The sequence below is a fragment of the Paenibacillus aquistagni genome (assembly GCF_900177815.1).
GTDB classification, from domain to species: domain Bacteria; phylum Bacillota; class Bacilli; order Paenibacillales; family Paenibacillaceae; genus Paenibacillus_B; species Paenibacillus_B aquistagni.
Map to the genome: position 1 here is coordinate 38,235 of NZ_FXAZ01000004.1, position 19,890 is coordinate 58,124.

General features: G+C 47.8%; 14 protein-coding genes and 1 tRNA gene. 11 read left to right on the forward strand and 4 right to left on the reverse strand.

The window, feature by feature from the left end; all coding sequences use genetic code 11:
* Positions 1 to 138: 138 nt before the first annotated feature.
* Positions 139 to 870 (reverse strand): endonuclease/exonuclease/phosphatase family protein, encoded by a 732-nt coding sequence (locus B9Y93_RS14240; protein ID WP_085495228.1) that lies wholly within the window; start codon positions 868 to 870, stop codon positions 139 to 141.
* Positions 871 to 1,097: 227 nt separating this feature from the next.
* Between B9Y93_RS14240 and B9Y93_RS14245 the strand changes: the two genes are divergently transcribed.
* The 7 genes from B9Y93_RS14245 to B9Y93_RS14275 all read left to right on the forward strand — a co-directional run bounded on the left by B9Y93_RS14245 (position 1,098) and on the right by B9Y93_RS14275 (position 10,097).
* A complete protein-coding gene (locus tag B9Y93_RS14245) occupies positions 1,098 to 1,841 on the forward strand; it encodes an SIMPL domain-containing protein (protein ID WP_244903414.1) in 744 nt (247 codons plus the stop codon).
* Positions 1,842 to 2,390: 549 nt separating this feature from the next.
* Positions 2,391 to 3,365 carry an ABC transporter ATP-binding protein gene (locus B9Y93_RS14250; protein ID WP_277351705.1) on the forward strand — a complete coding sequence of 325 codons (975 nt, stop codon included), beginning with the start codon at positions 2,391 to 2,393 and terminating at the stop codon, positions 3,363 to 3,365.
* The gene (locus tag B9Y93_RS14255) at positions 3,362 to 4,216 is read left to right on the forward strand and encodes an ABC transporter permease (protein ID WP_085495232.1); all 855 of its coding nucleotides are present in this window, start codon (positions 3,362 to 3,364) and stop codon (positions 4,214 to 4,216) included. The genes B9Y93_RS14250 and B9Y93_RS14255 overlap by 4 nt, the downstream gene beginning before the upstream one ends.
* Positions 4,213 to 5,034 carry an ABC transporter permease gene (locus B9Y93_RS14260; protein ID WP_085495234.1) on the forward strand — a complete coding sequence of 274 codons (822 nt, stop codon included), beginning with the start codon at positions 4,213 to 4,215 and terminating at the stop codon, positions 5,032 to 5,034. Before B9Y93_RS14255 ends, B9Y93_RS14260 begins: the two co-directional genes overlap by 4 nt.
* A 68-nt stretch (positions 5,035 to 5,102) precedes the next feature.
* On the forward strand, positions 5,103 to 6,149 hold the full coding sequence (locus B9Y93_RS14265) for an ABC transporter substrate-binding protein (protein ID WP_085495235.1): 1,047 nt from the start codon (positions 5,103 to 5,105) through the stop codon (positions 6,147 to 6,149).
* 526 nt (positions 6,150 to 6,675) lie between these two features.
* Entirely contained in the window at positions 6,676 to 7,689 is a 1,014-nt protein-coding gene (locus B9Y93_RS14270; protein WP_085495237.1) for an asparaginase, read from the forward strand.
* 110 nt (positions 7,690 to 7,799) lie between these two features.
* Positions 7,800 to 10,097 (forward strand): helix-turn-helix domain-containing protein, encoded by a 2,298-nt coding sequence (locus B9Y93_RS14275; protein WP_244903415.1) that lies wholly within the window; start codon positions 7,800 to 7,802, stop codon positions 10,095 to 10,097.
* A 354-nt stretch (positions 10,098 to 10,451) separates the two neighbouring features.
* Here the strand turns inward: B9Y93_RS14275 and clpP are convergent, their stop codons facing one another.
* Positions 10,452 to 11,030, reverse strand: a complete 579-nt coding sequence (gene clpP, locus B9Y93_RS14280; RefSeq protein ID WP_085495238.1) for an ATP-dependent Clp endopeptidase proteolytic subunit ClpP — start codon at positions 11,028 to 11,030, stop codon at positions 10,452 to 10,454.
* A gap of 428 nt (positions 11,031 to 11,458) precedes the next feature.
* Between clpP and B9Y93_RS14285 the strand changes: the two genes are divergently transcribed.
* From B9Y93_RS14285 to B9Y93_RS14295, 3 genes are all read left to right on the forward strand, one after another.
* Entirely contained in the window at positions 11,459 to 12,988 is a 1,530-nt protein-coding gene (locus B9Y93_RS14285) for an extracellular solute-binding protein (protein ID WP_085495240.1), read from the forward strand.
* A 108-nt stretch (positions 12,989 to 13,096) separates the two neighbouring features.
* The gene (locus tag B9Y93_RS14290) at positions 13,097 to 14,065 is read left to right on the forward strand and encodes an ABC transporter permease (RefSeq protein ID WP_085495241.1); all 969 of its coding nucleotides are present in this window, start codon (positions 13,097 to 13,099) and stop codon (positions 14,063 to 14,065) included.
* A 70-nt stretch (positions 14,066 to 14,135) separates the two neighbouring features.
* On the forward strand, positions 14,136 to 15,011 hold the full coding sequence (locus tag B9Y93_RS14295) for a carbohydrate ABC transporter permease (RefSeq protein ID WP_085495242.1): 876 nt from the start codon (positions 14,136 to 14,138) through the stop codon (positions 15,009 to 15,011).
* Between the two features lie 62 nt (positions 15,012 to 15,073).
* On the opposite strand, the gene B9Y93_RS14300 is transcribed toward B9Y93_RS14295, so the two are convergent.
* Positions 15,074 to 17,428 (reverse strand): helix-turn-helix domain-containing protein, encoded by a 2,355-nt coding sequence (locus B9Y93_RS14300; protein ID WP_085495244.1) that lies wholly within the window; start codon positions 17,426 to 17,428, stop codon positions 15,074 to 15,076.
* 135 nt (positions 17,429 to 17,563) lie between these two features.
* On the opposite strand from B9Y93_RS14300, the gene B9Y93_RS14305 reads away from it, so the two are divergent.
* A complete protein-coding gene (locus tag B9Y93_RS14305; protein ID WP_085495245.1) occupies positions 17,564 to 19,585 on the forward strand; it encodes a heparinase II/III domain-containing protein in 2,022 nt (673 codons plus the stop codon).
* 202 nt (positions 19,586 to 19,787) lie between these two features.
* Here the strand turns inward: B9Y93_RS14305 and B9Y93_RS14310 are convergent.
* A tRNA-Arg gene (locus tag B9Y93_RS14310) sits at positions 19,788 to 19,862 on the reverse strand.
* Between the last annotated feature and the right edge of the window lie 28 nt (positions 19,863 to 19,890).

Consider the following 19,890-nt stretch of genomic DNA (forward strand, 5'->3'; position numbering starts at 1 on the left):
ACAACCCTCCAAGAGATTTGATGGAGGGTTGTTTTTGTGGAATGAATTTGTACGAGTAAACAATAAAGCCAATCTTTGATGCGGCTATTTCACGTATAGGAGTGAATAGTAGCGAAAGAACCGGCTATTTTACTGGAATTACGCATTTAGGCATACCTTGGCCACAATCGGATAGTGATCGGAGGCTAAGGAATGAATAACCTCTTTGTCCTTAAGCTGTATCTGAGGATTGATCAAAATGTAATCAATCGTCTCATTGGCTTCACCTGCTGGGAAGGTATAGGCCTCAGGAGCATCCTTGAAGACGTTGTCAAACACAGTCGTAATCTTGGCGATCTCAGGGTCATCAGGATGGGCATTGAAATCTCCCGTTAGGATGCAGCATTGACCCTTGTGATGATTGGATGCAAGAAGCAGTTCCTGGACTTGTGTGAGACGCTCCTCCTGCTCTAATCCTAAATGCGTGCAATAGAAATGAAGCATCGTCCCATCTGCATCAACCCTTGCATACAAGGCGCCTCGCTCCTCGCTCTTATCGCTTGTCAGCTTGAGATGCTGCTGATCTTCAATCTCATACTTGCTTAAGATGGCGATTCCATATTGCCTGTGCTCTTCACGGCCCGGCTCAGGCTCTTCTATGACGTTGGCCGCGTAGCACCAATGCATGCCTAAAGCCTCGGCCAGCACTGCAATCGTATCCTCATACTGGCTGCGATCGGAAAAGTAGCGATCGACTTCTTGAAGCCCAATAAGATCAGCGCCAGACGCTCGAATAACCTCTGCGATACGGTCCAAATCGAAGACATTGTCGCTGCCCTCTCCATGCCGAATGTTGTACGACATGATTGTCAGTGTTTGCTGTGATTCCATCAATGCGCTCACTCCAATATCATGTGAAATGGGTTGACCATGCAGAACTGGGCCATAATGATAAGCATAGAAACTCACTTTTTTATTATAAGGCAAGGTATTGAAAAAGAGGACGGATCGAAAAATATAAAAATGAAAAAACTGTAACCAAATTATAGCAACATTTTCAAAGGCAATCTCGTTTATATAGACAAGATCCAACTACTAAATATTGGAGGGGTAATATCGTGCAGAATCGGGTAAAAGTATTGGGTGCTATGATGCTTAGCGCAGCGTTGTTTTTTGGCTCCGTTGGAACGGGGGCTCTTTCCACACCAGTAGCAAAGGCGGCAGATCAAGTGAAGAGAGACTATGTATCAGTAAGCGGTACGGGAACTGTTGAAGTTGAGCCAGATATTGCTTATGTGAGCTTAGGCGTTGTATCTCGCGGCAAGACGGCTGCTGAAGCCCAAACTCAGAATGCAGCGGCATTCGATAAGGTAAAGAAGGTATTGTCCGACACCTTTAAAATTCAGGATAAAGACATAAAGACAGTAGATTTCTCCGTGCAGCCTCAGTATCAATATAAGGAAAATACGGAGCCTAAGATTGTAGCCTATGAGGCCAATCATATGGTTGTGGTAAATGTCCGTGACCTCACCAAGGTAGGCAAGCTGGTTGATGAGGCCTCGAAGGCAGGCGCGAATCGCATCAATAATATTCGTTTTGATGTAGAGAACAAGCAGAACTCCGAAGCTCAAGCGCTGGAGAAGGCGGTAGCGAATGCACGCAAGAAGGCTGAAGCCATTGCGAAGGCTTCGGGCCGTCAGCTAGGCATCGTCATCTCTGTTACAGAAGGCGGCTCCAGCTACAATCCTATTTATATGAATGAGTCGCTGATGGCGAAGGATATGGCCAGTGCCGAATCAGCTCCACAGGCCGGCCAAGTCAAGCTGAGCGAAAGCGTTCAGGTTGAATTTGAATTGAAGTAATCGTTGTCAGGCCTAGACAAGAGCACACCAAGGAAATCAATTCCCTGATATAAGCAGAAGGTCCTCGAAATGTCAACTTCGGGGACCTTTTATTTTGACTCTCATTGCGTTATTATAGACGTTAATGGACATTTTTCGCAGGTTATAGGTTATTTTCGTGAAAATTGATGTATGGAACTGTCGAAATTACGTAAAAATAGTTGTAACACCAATCAAAACACGGTATAGTGATAATGCAAAAAAGACATAGGCCGTAAGCAGCCTTTTCATGGTCTTCTCGCTTCGAGAGAAGCGTTTACGTTTATTGCTTACTGTTCATGAAAGAAGACAGTCCAATGGGCAAGACACAAACCTCTAGACGTGGTCCTGGATTAGACATGGCCTCGATAGAGGTTTTCTCGCGGCATCTGAAAGCACGAAGTTCGTGGATTACTCCATGATTTGTACATCATCTAACCTCTATGAGGGTCACGTTTATGGGATGACTCTGTAGGGGTTAATCTTATTATTAGACATAAGACGTTATCCACGGATGACGGGAAGGGGTTGATGATTATGATTCGTCTGGAAAATGTAGAAAAGCATTTTGCCGGGCACCCCGTAGTGCATCCCTTGTCTCTGAAGATTGAGGAAGGGGAATTCCTGACGCTGCTTGGTCCGAGTGGTTGCGGAAAGACGACAATTCTGCGCATGATCGCAGGGTTTGAGCACCCGACAAGTGGTGTAATTACTTTGGACAATGAAGATATGACTTATCTTCCTCCGAACAAGCGAGATTTGAATCTCGTATTTCAGCATTATGCACTGTTTCCGCATATGACCGTGGAGCAGAACATTCAATTTGGCCTTAAAATGAAAAAACTTCCGGTGAAGGAGCAGCGTGAGCGTATTGATGAAGCGGTGCGTCTGACTCAGCTCTCAGCGCTGACCAAGCGGTATCCGCATCAGCTGTCTGGCGGCCAGCAGCAGCGCGTAGCCATCGCCCGCGCCATTGCAAACAAGCCGAAGGTGCTTCTGTTGGATGAGCCGCTCGGTGCGCTCGATCTCCAGCTGCGCAAAAATCTACAAACGGAATTAAAGCAGCTTCAACGAAGCCTTGGCATCACCTTTATTTATGTAACACATGACCAAGAAGAAGCGATGATGATGTCGGATCGCATCGTCATTATGAACAACGGCCGTATCGAGCAAATCGGTACGCCAAAAGTAATATACGAACGCCCGGAGACGTTGTTTGCAGCTACCTTTGTTGGCGAGAATAACATCTTCCATACTGAAGATCGCTTGTATGCGGTCCGTCCTGAGAAAATTCGGGTTCATCATGAGGTAACAGCCGACCATCAATCTGGTATTATTCATGACATTGTTTACTTAGGCAATATTCATAAGCTTATTATTCAGCTTGATGAAGAGCAATCATTTGTCACAAGTGTGCTGGACTTCACGGATCAGCGGACTTGGGAGATTGGGCAGTCTGTAGGGGTGTATTGGGCTCCACAAGATGAGGTGACGGTAGGACGATGAACAAACGTTGGTTTGGCATTTTGTCGCCTGTTGTCCTGTGGCTTTGCTTCTTTATGATGGTGCCGATGATTGCCGTTGTAGGGGTGTCCTTTCTAAGCAGGGATACTGTCGGCAATCTGGTATGGACCTTTAATATCAGCAACTATACCCGTTTTTTTGATCCGCTATATTTGGGCATCTACTGGGATACCATCTGGCTGTCCGTCTTGACGACGCTCTTGTGCCTGCTGCTCAGCTATCCACTTGCCTACTATATTACAACAGCGGGTCCGAGAACACAGAAGTGGATGCTGATTGGGGTAACCGTGCCGTTTTGGATCAACTTCTTGATTCGGACCTACGCTTGGGTGCTGATCCTAAGAACACAAGGACTCGTCAATATGGGGCTTGAGCAGCTTGGGATGATCAGCGAGCCGATGCAGCTGCTGTATACGAAGGGAGCGGTCCTGCTTGGGATGGTCTACACCTTTATTCCTTACATGGTGCTGCCGATCTACGTATCACTAGAGCAAATGGACAAGCGTCAGCTAGAGGCCGCCAGCGACCTTGGAGCTTCGAGATGGAGCGCGTTCTGGCGTGTTACGCTTCCGCAGACAAAGTCGGGCATTATGACTGGAGGCGTGCTTGTATTTGTCACCACGACCGGAATGTTTGTGATCACGGATATTCTTGGCGGTGCGAAGTCGCAGATGCTCTCCAACATTATTCAAAACCAATTCCTAAGCGCTAGGGATTGGCCGTTCGGAGCGGCGCTGTCGGTGATCTTTATGATAAGCTCGCTTATTATTATATGGCTCTTCAATCGAGCATTGCGCTCCAAATATGAGTCAGCGAAGGAGGCGAGAGCATGAAAAGCAACACATTGAACCGAAAAAATCCCTTGCTCTCGATCCATTCTTTCTTAATGATGGCGTTTATCTATATACCGGTCATTGTGATCATTGTGTATTCATTTAACGATTCGAGGCTCAGCATGAGCTGGGAAGGCTTTACCTTTGATTGGTATTTGTCCTTGCTCGATAATCGCAATGTGATGGAAGCCTTGAAGAACAGCTTAATCATCGCATTAACTTCTACAATCGTCTCCACTGTACTGGGAACGATGGCTGCCATTGCGATGCGCAAGCTCATGAGCAAGAGTAAGGGAGCGATTGCGGGACTGTTGTATATGCCAATTGTAGTGCCCGATATTATTATGGGTTTGTCGCTCTTAGTACTGTTCAGCCAGCTTGGGTTGGATCTTGGGAAAACAACGGTCATTATCGCGCATATTACCTTCAGCATCTCGTATGTCTATGTGATCGTGTCCTCGCGCATGGCGAATATGGGGAACCAGCTGGAGGAGGCGGCCAGCGATCTAGGCGCCACCCAATGGGAGACCTTCCGATATGTGGTGCTGCCATCGATCTGGCCAGGCGTTATTGCCGGAGCGTTAATTGCGTTTACGCTCTCCATTGATGACTTCTTAATAAGCTTCTTCGTCGCAGGGCCGAATTCCTCCACGCTGCCGATCTATATTTACAGCTCGGTAAAGCGGGGCATCTCGCCTGAGATCAACGCTTTGTGTACGATTATGATTTTGGTCAGCGTGGCGCTTATCATCTTGGCACAGTGGCTGCTTAACCGCGGTAATCGCGAGGAGAAGAAGACATCCATGCTGCCGTTTTAGCTTACATCGTCTAACCATATGGTTAGCTTCATGAATGTATATTTGATGCACAGAGAGGGGTAATAAGATTGAACAAAAAGAAATGGTTTGCTGTCGTATTGACAGGATTGTTTGCGCTCACGCTGCTTGCAGGCTGCGGTAATAGCGGAAAAGAAACGTTGAACCTGTACAGCTGGGTAGATAATTTTGACGAAGATATGATCAAAAAGTTCGAAGAAGAGAACAATGTGAAGGTTAACTATACGAACTTTGCAAACAATGAAGAGCTGCTGGCTAAGCTTAAAGCCGGCGGTGCTGACTATGATCTTATTCAGCCATCCGATTACATGGTGGCAAGCATGATCAAGCAGGACTTGCTTGAACCGCTTGATCTGAATAACATCCCGAACTTTCAATACGTAACAGACCGTTTCAAGAATCCGGAATATGACCCTGACAACAAATATTCCATCATCTACACAAGCGGCGTTACCGGCATTGCATACAACAAAAAGTATGTAACGGAAGAGCCGAAGCATTGGGAAGATCTATGGAATGCCAAATATAAGGGCAAAGTGCTGCTGCTTGACGACAACCGTGAGGTAATCGGAATGTCCTTGAAGAAGGCAGGCAAGTCCAACAGCTCAACGAATGATGAGGAAATCTCCGCAGCAGTAGACGATCTTCGCAATTTGGTGCCGAATGTTCTTGCTTTTGACACGGACAGCATCAAGCAGAAGATGATTGCGGAAGAAGGCTGGATTGCCATGATGTGGTCTGGTGATGCTGCATTTACGCAAGCTGAGAATCCGGATATCGAGTTTGTGGTGCCTGAAGAAGGCAGCACGATCTGGTCGGATAACTATGCGATTCCGAAGGGTGCGAAGAACAAGGCGCTGGCAGAGAAGTTCATCAACTTTATGCTCGATCCGCAGAACTCAGCCAAGAACTATGAGTCTATTGGCTACAGCAACCCCGTCACTGAGGCGAAGCAGTATCAAAGCGAAGAGTATAACAACAATCATATGATTAATCTGACGGATGACGAGCTTGGCCGTACGGAATGGCTGCTTGACGTCGGAGACAAAATTCAAATGTACGATCGCTTCTGGTCAGAACTGAAGAGCGGACGTTAAGATTCATACGAGACATCCTTGGGCTGTGAGAGCAGCTTAGGGATGTCTTTTTACCATAATTGCATTCATAAGTTGCGTTATAGACGTAACCAGCATGATATTTGGCGATAGACGCTGCCTTTAAACGCGGTCACTCATCTTGGAGTGGTCTCGGATAGAGAGGTTTTTTCACGTTACAAACATTTAGCCCTAATAAAAATGAAATAAATGATTGATCTTCCGATATATGCAAGTAATGGGGCGCTCAAGCTTGAGATATGAAAGATTTAATTGTGAAATGTAACAATTGGGATAGAAAACAGGACATAAATTTGTTAAAATGCAAAGTATAAATTGGATAAAAACACGATTTCATGTGACATTTTAGCATTTAAATGTAAGATTATTGAGTACATCCCTTCTTTAGAAAATAAAGGGTTTGTGCAAGCGGTTACACGCAGGCTGCTTCCATTCGAGAGGCGCCATTTGCAATCAAGCGTTAGGGATAACTCTAGCGTGACAAGGAATCAACAAGGAGTGCTGAATAATGAAGGCTTTTGAGGGATTCGATGTGTTGGTGGAAGAATATCGTGCAGGTATTCTTGAAAATGTCCATTATGGGGCAATCACAGTGGTCAATGATAAGGGGGAGGTCATTCATCATGTCGGCAATCCGAATCATGAGACGTACCTTCGCTCTGCCGCTAAGCCATTTCAAGCTATACCTGGAATGAAGCGCGATATTGATGAGGTGTATGGCCTGTCTAGTGCGGAAACGGCGCTGTTTGCAGCTTCTCACCGTGGGGAAGACTATCATATTGATGCTCTTCATTCTATCGCGAAGAAGACAGGAATAAAGGAAGATCAGCTGTATTGCTGTGCGACTTATCCGCTTAATGAAGAAGCAAAGTCGGAACGTCTTCGCAACCGCGAAGAGAAGCGTCGTATCTTCCATAACTGCTCAGGCAAGCATATGGGACTGATTGCAACGGCGAAGCATATGGGATGGGACGAAGCTTCATACTATGAGCTGTCGCACCCGATTCAGCAGGAAATTATTCAATCACTGGCAGAGCTTGCAGATGTGCCAGTCGAGCAGATTGGTATCGGTGTGGATGGCTGCGGCCTTCCTGTTCACACGCTTCCCCTCGACCGCATCGCACTCGCTTACTTGAAGCTTGCCAATCCTGACCTGATTGCAGATGAGAGCACTCGTCATGCGGCAGCCAAGATTGCAGCACGCATGAATGAGAACCCAAATATGATCGCAGATCGCAAATTTGTATGCTCTGCCCTGCTTAAAGATCCTAATCTTGTGGCAAAAGGCGGAGCAAAAGGGGTATACGGCATCGGGCTTCGCAAAGAGAGAATCGGCATATCGCTGAAAGTGTCGGATGGCTCTGAGCAGGTATGGCCGGTTATCATCGCCACAATTCTGGAACGGATCGGCTATCAGAATCAAGATACGATTGATCGTCTGTATGAGGTCGTACCAAACACGATCTATAATGACGGCGGCATGGTTGTTGGTGAGCGCAAGGCTGTATTTAATTGGTCTTAGATGAATGAGTCCCGTTCCTCAAAGCACCATGATTCTGCCTATGAAGGCGGGATGAATGAGGGGCGGGGCTTTGTCATGATTACAGCACTTAAATACTATGGAGGGATCTAATGAGATTGAGATGGGACCTGTTCAAATCGAAATTGTTCATCCGATACTTGTTATCCTATTTGTCGATCTCACTTATACCACTGATTGTCCTTACAAGTGTTATTTATAACAACTCGGTAACGGCACTGCGTGAAGAGATTGAGCTTGCGAACATTAATCAATTGAAGCAAAGCCGCAATATTATGGATACGCGCATGTCCGAACTTTATGATATCGCTTCCCGTATTACGTATGACGAGCAGCTAACACCTTATATGGTTCATGATCCGTATTATGCGATGGAGGCAACCAACGCCCTTCGAAAATATAAAGCGAGCAACTCCATCATATCGGAGCTGTTCCTTTATTATCATGGCGATAATGGCGTTTATTCCTCGCGCGGCGTGACGGATGTTCAAACCCTGCTTGGACAAGTATATCGGTTTAGCAATTGGAGCTTGGAGCAGTTCAAGCAGGATATTAACGAGATCAAGCAGCCGATTATCCGTCCTGTGGATCAAGTGGTGATTAACGGGTTCGATACAAGCTCGATGCTTGTGTATTTGGTACCGATTCCGCCTAATGACTCGGCACAAGGAACCGTGATGTTTTTCATGGAGGAGAAGGTATTCTCCAGCCTGATGGATCCCATCTTGAAGCAGTTCCAAGGCAAGGTATATATCTTCGACAATGAAGAGATGCTTATTGCTTCTCGCAGTCACGGCAATAGCGATGAGAAGATGGACCTTCATGAGCTCGCGAAGCTTAGCGAAGGGACGCATAATATTAAGATTGGGCACGAGAGCCATTCCGTCGTCGTCGTGAAGTCGGAGACGAATGGATGGACGTATGTCGCTTCGATGCCAAGCGATCAATTCTTTGATCGGGTGCAGCATATTAAGATGTACATCTGGGTCGCTGCAACCCTCATAATCCTTGGCGGTGCCATGCTGGCTGTCTATGTAGCAAAGCGTCAATATCATCCGATCCATGACCTTTTCCAATTTGTGAAGAAGAAAAATGATCTTCTCGATGCCGAGCAGATGAAGGGCAAGACGGAGTTCGACTGGATTAAAAATACGCTGTCTGTCTATAGCGATCGCGTCGACATACAAGAGCCGTATGTGCGCAACCAGTATCTGATGACGCTTCTGAGGCGGGGTGCGCCTAATGATGAGGAAGCAGATCAACTGTTCGAGATGCTTGGCCTTCATATCGATGGCACACATGTCTTCGTCGCCATGATCGCATGGGAGGAGGCTCCGGATCAACCGTATTCCGTGCAGGAACGCGAGTATATGATTCAGATGCTGACGGAAGTAGAGATGCCGGAGCGCCGGATTCACATCTATGGCGTGGAACTTGCCAAGCGCGATCAGATGGCACTTATCATCAATATGGAACGCGATGAGGCCTTAACCCTTCAAGGGCAGATGGAGCAGGTTATTCATGATGTGCACAATATGATTCGAGAGAACTCCTCTCTTGTCTTGTCTATTGGCGTGGGCAGCAGCTATACGACCTTGGAGCGCATCAACCAGTCGTATATTGAAGCGGCGACTGCGCTTGAATATCGCATGATCCATGGCAAAGGAAGCGTGACGTTCTTTGACAGCATCTCTGTTCGCCCAGAGCATAACTTCTGGATACCGAAGGATACGCTGCTCAAGCTAACGCAAAGCTTGAAGCAGGGCAATGCCAAGGTCGCGATCGATACCCTTCGGACTATGTTCGAGGAGCTTAAAGTTCAGCAGGTGTCCATCGCGCTGCTTCGCAGCATGAGCTTTGACATGATTAATACGGTCATGCGGACGGCTTCCGATCTGGGAATTCAAGATGCAGCGCAGTATTTGCCTGAGATCTCCCAGTATGAATCGTTGGAGGAGCTGGAGCTGAAGCTTGGTGAACTGTCTGTCTTTATATGCAATCAGATGGAAAAGATCGAGGAGACAGAGCAGCGGACACTGTTGGATGAAGTGATCCTATACATTGATAAGCATTATGCTGAATACTCGCTAAGCTTAGAGCAGCTGGCTGAGGAATTCCGCGTATCGGTCTCTTATCTCAGCCGATCCATCAAAGAAAAGACCGGGGAGACCTTCTCCCAGTATGTATGGCATCTTCGAATGAATGAGGTGATTCGTCTGATCACCACGACGGACCAGCCGCTTAAGGACATTATTACGCAGGTCGGCTATCATGATGCGCCGAACTTCATTCGCAAGTTCAAGAAGGAGATGGGGGTAACGCCGGGACAGTATCGGAAAAACGTCGGCATGAATGTAGAAGATGGGGAAGATTCGGATAATGAGGATTAAAAGATAAATGCAGCACACACCCTTCATTTTATCTGTTTTTAAGGTTTCTCTCAGATTGCTTTAAGAAAGAAGCGTTATTCTGATTATGGACCGAATGACAGATCATGATTAGCAAGGAGGGCTGCCGCTTAAACTTCATGACCTTGGACAGGATATCACATCCGATGCACAAGGAATCCGTTTCATCTTTCTCATGGTTTTACAGTTTACCCCTAGAACATATATTTTGCCGCATCGTCTCGTGAAACGATGCGGTTTTTTTTGCGCGTGGAGAGATCTTTCCATTATAAAAAATAAAGAGGACCGATGAGGGTCCTCTTCTTCTTATGCACAAGAATATGCTTCACAAACGCATTACTTCTCCAATACTTTGTCGATCAAGCCATATTCCTGCGCTTCAAATGCCGTCATGAAGTTGTCGCGATCGGTATCGCGCTCAATAACCTCAAGCGGTTGGCCTGTACGCTCGGACAAGATGCGATTCAGATGATCACGCATCTTCAGAATGCGGCGTGCGCGGATCTCAATATCACTTGCTTGCCCTTCGGCCCCGCCAAGCGGCTGATGAATCATAACCTCACTGTTAGGCAGCGCATAGCGCTTGCCCTTCGCTCCGGCGTTCAGCAGGAAGGCGCCCATGGATGCTGCCATGCCAACACAGATTGTAGATACATCTGGCTTAATATGCTGCATCGTATCGAAGATGGCCATCCCGGCTGTGATGGAACCGCCCGGGCTGTTGATGTAAAGCGAAATATCCTTATCTGGGTCATCCGCGGCTAAGAACAAGAGCTGCGCGATAATGGAATTGGCTACAACATCATTAACTGGTGATCCCAAGAAAATAATACGGTCCTTCAGCAAGCGAGAATAAATATCATATGCTCGCTCCCCGCGATTCGTCTGCTCGACAACCATAGGTACTACACTCACGTATAACCCCTCCTATGCTTCAATAGCTAAAATATACACCAATTTACATGCCTTTAAACGGTGCCTGCTGTAAAAATAATAGACGTTGATTTCTTGCTGTAAACATCATATCGCAAAACTTTTGAAAAGTCAAAGATGGTCAAACAACTCTTAGAAAGCCTTGCTGTGCTTGGGATGGCACCCTATGTGTATCATATTTTGCACAGTCTTAACCCCTGCAAAAAATGAGCATCAAAAAGTGAACGTTTGCGGTCCATCCCTGTCTCGGTAAGATGGGAGCAAGGGAGGTGCTTGGCAACACGAACAAGACGCACAAGCAGGAAATAGGTTAGACCCGTGCACGAAAGCATTTCAACAAGAAGAGGGTATGATGATTGATTCATTCATTACATTCTGTAGAGAAATGAGATCATGGGGAGGTTGTAATTATGAAAAAAATGATGGCCCTGCTGCTCGCTTGTACGATGGCAATAGGTTTGTTGTCCGCGTGCGGCTCAGGATCTGGCAGCACTGAATCACAAGGCGGCAATAGCAAAGACACCTCGACACCTTCAGAAAAGAAATACTCCGTAAGTGCAATGAACATCCTGTATGGTGCGGCACCGCCAACCACCAACAGCTCCGGCATCAAGGCAATAGAAGAGCGTTATAACATTGAATATAAATATATTCCGGTTGCGGCTGGGGATTTCAACAATAAAGTTGGCGTAACCGTGGCTTCAGGCGACATGCCAGATCTTATGCTGCTCGAGGATACGTCTCCTAGCTACTTCAACTGGGTGCAGAATGGCATGTTCCTGCCATTAGAAGACTATATCAAGGATTACCCGAATCTTAGCAAAATTCCACAAAGCGTATGGGATACGCTCACAACAGACGGACATATTTACGGCATTCCGCGCTTAAGAGGCATTCCGTTCCATGCGATGGCGATTCGCCAGGACTGGCTCGATAAGCTTGGACTTAGCATGCCTACAACATACGATGAGCTGTATGAAGTTATGAAAGCGTTCTCGAACAACGATCCGGACGGCAATGGCAAAAAGGATACGTACGGATATGCATTAGATGGAGACTTTAGTGGCGCGAACGGCTTGTTCGGCTCGAACCGCGCGCTTCGTACCGGCTGGTATGATGATGGCAATGGCGGCATTCAGCACGGCTATCTCATGCCAAATGCCAAGGCTTCTGTCGAATTCATGGCCAAGGCTTATCAGGATGGGCTGGTGAGCTCCGACTATACGATCAAGAAGGGAGCGCAAGCGGAGGAGGACTTCTTGACAGGCAAGGCAGGTATTATCGGCAACTGGGCTTATACTGCCTACACAACGGCTCGCATGGATAAGGGATTATCTGTAAATCCAAACTTCAAGGTGGCTCCAGTGCCTCCATTAACAGCTGCTGACGGGTACAAGGGAAATGGTACCGCTGCTGGCTACTACGGCTTCTTCGTGATGCCAGTTACACTCGGCAAGGAAGAAGACAAGGTGAGAAAGCTGCTCAGCATCCTTGATGACATGATGAGTGAAGAGGGTGCGACCTTCATGCAATGGGGGATTGAAGGCGAGCATCACACGAACGACAACGGAACGAAGGTTCTTACAGACAAAGGGGCTGCTGAAGGCCCAGGCAAATATATGCTGACCAACCATGCAGCTGAAGGCGAATGGATCTTTAGCCCGGATGATACTGAGTTAACGAAGAGCTTAAAGGAACAATCGTTCAAGGTCGCAATGGAAGGCGAACCGTATGCGGATCTATCCGTAGGATTGTACTCGCCAACGAATGCTGAAAAAGGCAAGGAGCTTGGCCAATATCTGCTCGATGAAACGAATAAGATCGTAACGGGTCAACGTCCTCTAGACGATTATGACAAGATCATTCAGGAGTGGAAAGATCGCGGCGGCGAGCAAATCATCCAAGAGATGAATGAAGCCTATAAGAAGCGAGCTGAATAGCAGTTGAAGCAATGGTGATTGTTCATGCATGGCCCTGGCCTTAATTCGTTAAGGCTGGGGTACATATCTATACACCGTGTGCGAGCGTACTTAATGGAGGTGGATGAGATGTCCGTAGAAGCAGCAGCCTCTGTGCCTAGTCCGGCGACAAAGCAGAAAAAGCCGCAAAAAGGCTTAAATCGGATTTGGCATACATTCTGGAATGAAAAGTACCTGTGGCTTATGGCCCTTCCGGGAATATTATTCTTTTTGATCTACAAATATTTGCCGATGCTGGGCATTATTATTGCCTTTAAGGATTATAATTTGATGCTTGGCATTTGGGACAGCAAATGGGCAGGCCTCAAGCACTTTTACCGTATCTTCGAAAATCCCGATATTGGACGAATCTTCGTCAATACGTTGATTATTAGCTTCTATCAAATTGTGTTTGCCTTTACAATTCCGATTGTACTCGCAATCATGATCTATGAAGTGTCGAAAAATGCCTATCGGCGCGTTCTGCAAACCGTATTCTATATGCCGCACTTTCTGTCTTGGGTTGTTGTTGCGGGAATCTTCTATTTGATCTTCCGCAGTGACGGTGCGATGAATTCGGTGCTGGCTGATTTGGGCCTTGGTCAGATCAACATCTTGTCGAACCCTGAGAATTTCCGCATTATGCTTGTGCTCCAGGTGATATGGAAGGAAGCGGGCTGGGGAACCATTATCTACCTTGCGGCCTTATCAAGCATTGATCCCGCACTTTTTGAAGCCGCGAAGATGGACGGCGCTTCTCGCTTGCGCCAGATCTGGCATATTACGCTTCCGGGCATTCGCAGTACCATTGTCGTTCTCTTTATTCTTCGCTTAGGCAGTGTGCTTGATGTCGGCTTCGAGCAGGTATTTCTCATGCTGAATCCTTCTGTGCGTGAGGTCGGGGAAGTCATCGAGACCTACGTGTATCAGGTGGGGGTTGTAAACAGCAACTTCAGCTTCTCAACCGCCGTTGGCTTGATGAAGGGGCTTATTGGGCTCGTGCTCATATTTGGCGCCAACAAGCTGGCGAAGCGCATGGGTGAGCGCGGAGTATTCTAGAGGAAGCCTCCGTGCTTCTCGGGCTTACTTTGTGGAACGAGACACAGGCACCATGAAAGGAGCGATTGTAATGTTGAAACCGGCTACGCATGGCGACCGTTGGTTTACGGTCATCAATGGCACCTTGCTGATCATATTCGCGCTAGTCACCATATTGCCGATCATTCACGTCTTTGCGATGTCCTTTGCGACGGTGGAGGAGACGCTGTCAGGGAAGTTTATCTTATGGCCTTCCGAATGGACGACAGAAGCTTACAAGTACATTTTTGATACTGGCGTTTTCTTCTTATCTTTGAAAAATACAGTGTGGATTACGGTCGTGGGTACATTTATTAACGTTGTGGTTACGGCCCTGCTCGCTTATGTGTGTTCAAGGCCGCAATTCAGCGCGCGGCGCGTCATTATGTTTTTGGTTTTATTCACGATGCTGTTTGGCGGCGGGATGATTCCAACTTATCTTGTGGTTAAAGGCACAGGCCTGATCAACTCGCTCTGGGCTTTGATCCTCCCAGGTGCAGTATCCGCCTTCAACATGCTCGTCATGCGCGACTTCTTCGAATCGCTCCCAGAGGAGCTGATAGAATCAGCCCGCATCGATGGCTGCGGCGATCTTCGTATTCTATGGCGAATCGTTATGCCGCTCTCGCTGCCGATTCTTGCTACATTCACGTTGTTCTATGCGGTAGGGAACTGGAACCAATACTTCTCTGCGATCTTGTATCTTAATGATCCTGACAAATGGCCGCTGCAAATTCTGCTTCGTCAGGTGGTGCTCGTCGGACAGGCTGATATTTATGCCAATCTGGATCCAACGGTGCCGATTCCGCCATCTTTATCCATTCAGATGGCAACGGTGGTGCTGGCATCCTTCCCTATCGTGGTGCTGTACCCATTCTTGCAGCGCTACTTTGTACAAGGGCTCACATTAGGCGCCGTAAAAGGTTAATCAGACAAAGAAGCAGTATGCCCGGCTGGTGAGCGCATACTGCTTATTCGTCATGGAATCCATTAGTTCTCATCTTTGTTATGCAGCTTGCGGTATTGGCCTGGCGTCATGCCTGCCGTTTTCTTGAAGGTTCGAATAAAGTTCTGAACCGAGTTGTATCGAAGCTTGTCTGCTATATCTTGAATGCGCATATCGGTATCGATCAGCATTCGCTTTGCCTGCTCTATGCGGAAGTGGATGACATAGTCGACGAAGTTCTGCCCGGTATGCTTCTTGAACAGTCGACTGACTTGGAAGGTATTCATGCCAAGCCAGTCAGCGCAGTGCTGCAGCGAGATGTCCTGATCGTAATGCTCATGGATATAATCGACCAGCTGTCGGATCTGCTCCGCTTGTGCCGGCAGGGATCTCTCGGCCAGCGACTCACGAATTCCGCCAAACACAGAGGCGATAAAGAAATGCTCGACCTCGCCTAAGGTTTGCTGTTTGGACAGGCTGCTGAGCAGAACGCGATGCTGTTCAGCGGTCAGCGCCACGCTGTGATGCACCTGCATGCAGCGATAGATTGAGCCGATCAGCTGCGAGAAGAAGCCGTGAATCGACTCAACGGAGAACATGGAACCGTCTTTAAGTCCTTCCATGAGCTGGACGAATTCAGCCTCCGCCTCTTCGACATGCGAGAGCTTCAGCTTATCGAGAATCTTGTATGTCGATTCGGCGATATCTTCAAATTGCATGCTCATGGACGGGTCCAGCTCATTGATGAAGATCGTCTGCTCCTCTTGGAGAACGAAGCGGTAGCGAGCAGCCTGCTCGGCTTGCTTATAGGCTTCCGGCAGGCCGCTCAGTCCTTGCAAAGAATAAGATACCGACAGGGTAGCCGTGAGCTTCAAGTATTGCTGAATGACTTGCAGCAGCTTATTGCTTGCCTGTCTGAGCAGCTCCGCTTCGAGCACCTTCTCCCGCGCGATCAAAATGACGAAGCGGCCAGGCTGGAGCATGAGCGCATGAATGCTGCCATAGGCATTCATTACTTCTAACGCCATATTCTCGATAGCGAAGTAGAGCAGGAACTGGTCATTCTGCGGATACTTGGCATACAGCTTCCAAGGGTCGAACTCAAGCAGCATGACCGCAATATAGCATTCGTTCGGCTTGAAGCGAAGATCCGTGCGCGCATCAGGCTCTTGCAGATTGCCAAGCAGGTATTGATGGAGGGTATGCGCCTCCATTTTATCCTTATATGCTTCTAGATTCTTCTCAAGCTGCTCGTTATGCTTCAGCATCTCATGGATGGCACGGTTTACTTGTTCAATCTCGTTATGTGGCTTGGGGTTATCGGTAGCGTCCATATCCGTCTGGCGAATAGCTTCAATTGAACGCGTAAGATTGCGCACAGGACGATACAAGGACGTTGCCGCATGAAGGGCGATCAGAGCAGCTACAACAACGAGTGCGCCTGCTGCGCTAATGACGAGCAGCTTCACATGATTCACGTTCTGGTACAGCTCTGCCTCAGATATCGAGGAGACATAGTACCAGTTTTGATTGCGTGCAGGAAGTACGTTGGCGATGGAAAGGACGCCGTTCACCGACATTTTAACAGGCTCTAGCGTTACTGCCTGCGTGATCTGATCGAGATTGTCTTGGTTGATGCGTGTTCCGATGCTGCTGCGGTCATTATGGAAGACCACTTGTCCGCTCTCATTGACAACGAAGACCTCGTGGGTCTTGTAGCTGCTCTTGGAAGCAAGCTTGTTGCCTAGCGTGTCAGCGTCCAAATAGGCGATGATCGCGCCTGTAATGGTCTTCTTGGCGGAGGAATCCGCAGCAACAGGGCGAATAAGCGTAAGTACATTTTGATTGATGCGGGTGTTGGCTGGCAGACTCGTTCTAGTATCAATCCATACGCCTTGAATAGACAGCTGCCTAGCCTTGTCGAGCGCAGCAGGATCTCGGAACTGCTCCTCGCTCAGGAATTGGTTGTCTGAGGTTAAGATTTTTTTGGAATGGAAGGAGTAAAAATCAACCTCAATCACATGCTCCATTCCGCTTCTAATGTTGACCAGTATGTTTTTGATCTGGCGAAAGGTGTCGATATCGGTGGCGGACAGCTCCTTGCCCGCATATTGCGTAAGTATGCCCATGTAGTCGCTTTGACTGGAATATGTATATTGAAGCAGCAGTTCATCGATCTTCTTCAACTGATCATGCATGCGGTCTTGTGCGTTCTGTACGAGCATCTTGTTGTACAGCGAAGCTTGGTCCTGAATGGTGGTGGTCAGGATGTTCGTAATGAACAAGCCGAAGACCAGCACAGGGATTGTGGATAGAAGCAGCATGTATATGATCAGCTTTTGCTTATGATAAATCGGGCGTCGAAGCAGAGGGAGTTTGGCAAACATGTGCTGTATCAAGGGCGACCCTCCTGTTGGATTCCAGTTCCTTCTATAGAAATAGTATATGTCCTTATGAAATCGCTTGCAACGAAATTTGGCTTGCAACAAAAAGTTCAAGTTTTAAAGCTTTTTGATAAGAGAGGAGAGTAAAGCATGAAGAAGGCAGATTCGTTATTGAGCAGCAGACGGGCTGCATGGAGGGTGGATGCGCGGTTTGAGCCGTATCCAAGAGCTTGTCAACGAAAGTCATGGGAGCAGCTCCCTGACACGGTGCGAGACTTATGGATTCAAGAGGGGGAAGGTGAGCTTCATAAAGCGTGGCCTATGCTGACGGCAGCCCTGTATATGGACTATAGTCGAAACGGAGTGCGTGATGCCTACCAAGACCCAACCTTTATGCGCAGACAGCGTCTTGTGAAGCTGGTAATGGCAGAATGCATGGAATATGAAGGACGTTTTCTAGACGAGATCGTAAATGGAATTTGGGCGATATGCGAGGAATCGACGTGGTGCTGGCCGGCACATCTGAACAATATGGATACGCTTAAGCTTGATCCGCTGCCTGATGTGGATCAGCCGATTATCGATCTTGGCGCTGGAGAGACGGCGGCGCTGCTGGTGTGGACATACTACCTTTTGCGTGATGAGCTTGAGAAGGAGTATCCTCGGGTGACCTTGCGCTTGAACAGAGAGCTGCGGGTTCGCATTCTTGAGCCGTATGATCAGGAAAGCCGGTTCTGGTGGATGTCATTTGACCCTGATGAGCTGATTAACAATTGGAATCCTTGGTGCAACTCGAATGCACTGGCCGTGCTGCTGATTGCAGAACAGGATGAGGAACGCAAGGAAAGAGTAATGGAGAAGCTGCTTCGCAGCCTGGATCGTTTCATCAGCGCTTATGAAGAAGATGGCGGATGCGATGAGGGGCCTGCGTACTGGGGGCATGCAACGGGTGCCTTGTTCAATGCACTGGTCTCCCTGTCTGAGGCATGTCCGGCTTACCGTGAATGCTTCGATAATCAAAAAATTCGAAATATGGCTCGTTATATCATGAACATGTATATCGGCGAAGGCCAGTTTATTAACTTTGCGGACTCAGCTGCTAAGCTTAAGGTGAAGGCAAGCTTAATCTATGCCTTCGGCAAAGCGCTTAAGGATGATGAGCTCCTTCAATTCGGCAGAGTGATGTATGCGAGACAAGGCGGTTATGAGCATTGGCGCGATGAGGAGTTTCTATACCATTTTCAGCTCATCTTAGGAGAGTTGTTCCATACCTCAGAGTTGTGGGAGGAGAGCTCGGATACTGCAGCTGGGCTTGTTGCTAAGCACACCCCCGACATGCAGAGCGCGGTTCATCGTCAGAACCATACGGGACCTAGTTCCCTTCTAGAGCTGTCTCAAGATGTATGGATGAGCAGCATCGAGGTAATGGTTGCAAGAGAAGCTTCGGATGGCCGCGGCTTATGTCTTGCAGCCAAGGGCGGACACAATGATGAGAGCCACAACCACAATGATATAGGAAGCTTCATCGTTTATCTTCATCAGAAGCCGGTGCTGATTGATGTAGGCGTAGGCGTATATACATCGAAGACGTTCAGCAGCGAGCGTTATACGATCTGGACGATGCAATCTGCCTACCATCAGACACCAACTGTACATGGAAGGACGCAGGAAGGCGGCAAGGCTTATCGAGCGAGCGAAGTGCAGTATGAAGCCAATGGAGGCTTAAGCTGTCTGACGCTGGAGTTGTCTAAGGCTTATCCGCAGGAAGCGGGAATAAAGCAATGGCAGCGCCGCATCGCATTGTCTAGAGCTGCGAAGGGTTCTCAGCATTTGAAGTCGGAAGTGGTCATCTCGGATAATGTACTATTGGATGGAAGCACAGATGAGGTGGAGCTTCATTGGATGAGTGCGATTGAGCCCGTTGTTGAAGATTCTCAATGGCAGGTCATGGTGGATGACAATGAAGGCATACAGGCGGTGCTGGAATTTGATCCAGAGTTGTGGACGTTAGTGGTGGAGACGATTAATCTAACCGATCCTAAGCTAACAGCGGTGTGGGGGGATGCGATCTATCGTACAACGATGCGCACCAGCATGCCGATAACAAGTGGAGCATGGCAGTTTAAGCTTAGAGAAAAAAGAACAACGAGCAGCATAACAGCTTTGGCTTGATGGAAAGGATGCTGCTAGCTGTTGAACTTTGATATCTGTCTTGATTGCACATGAAAAAACTTGAGAACACACGAAAAAAGCATCTAGTCTATCTCCCTTGCGCAAAGGAGAAGAGTAGATGCTTTCAATGTAATAAATACATAGCCTAAATGTTGCATACCTGGTCCTCATCTAATGAGGAAATCCATCGATCAGGAAGTTATGGCGCGCCCGCAAGGAATCGAACCTTGATCTCAGGCTCCGGAGGCCTACGTCATATCCATTGGACCACGGGCGCATCATGTACTGAAATGGTGCAAGACACA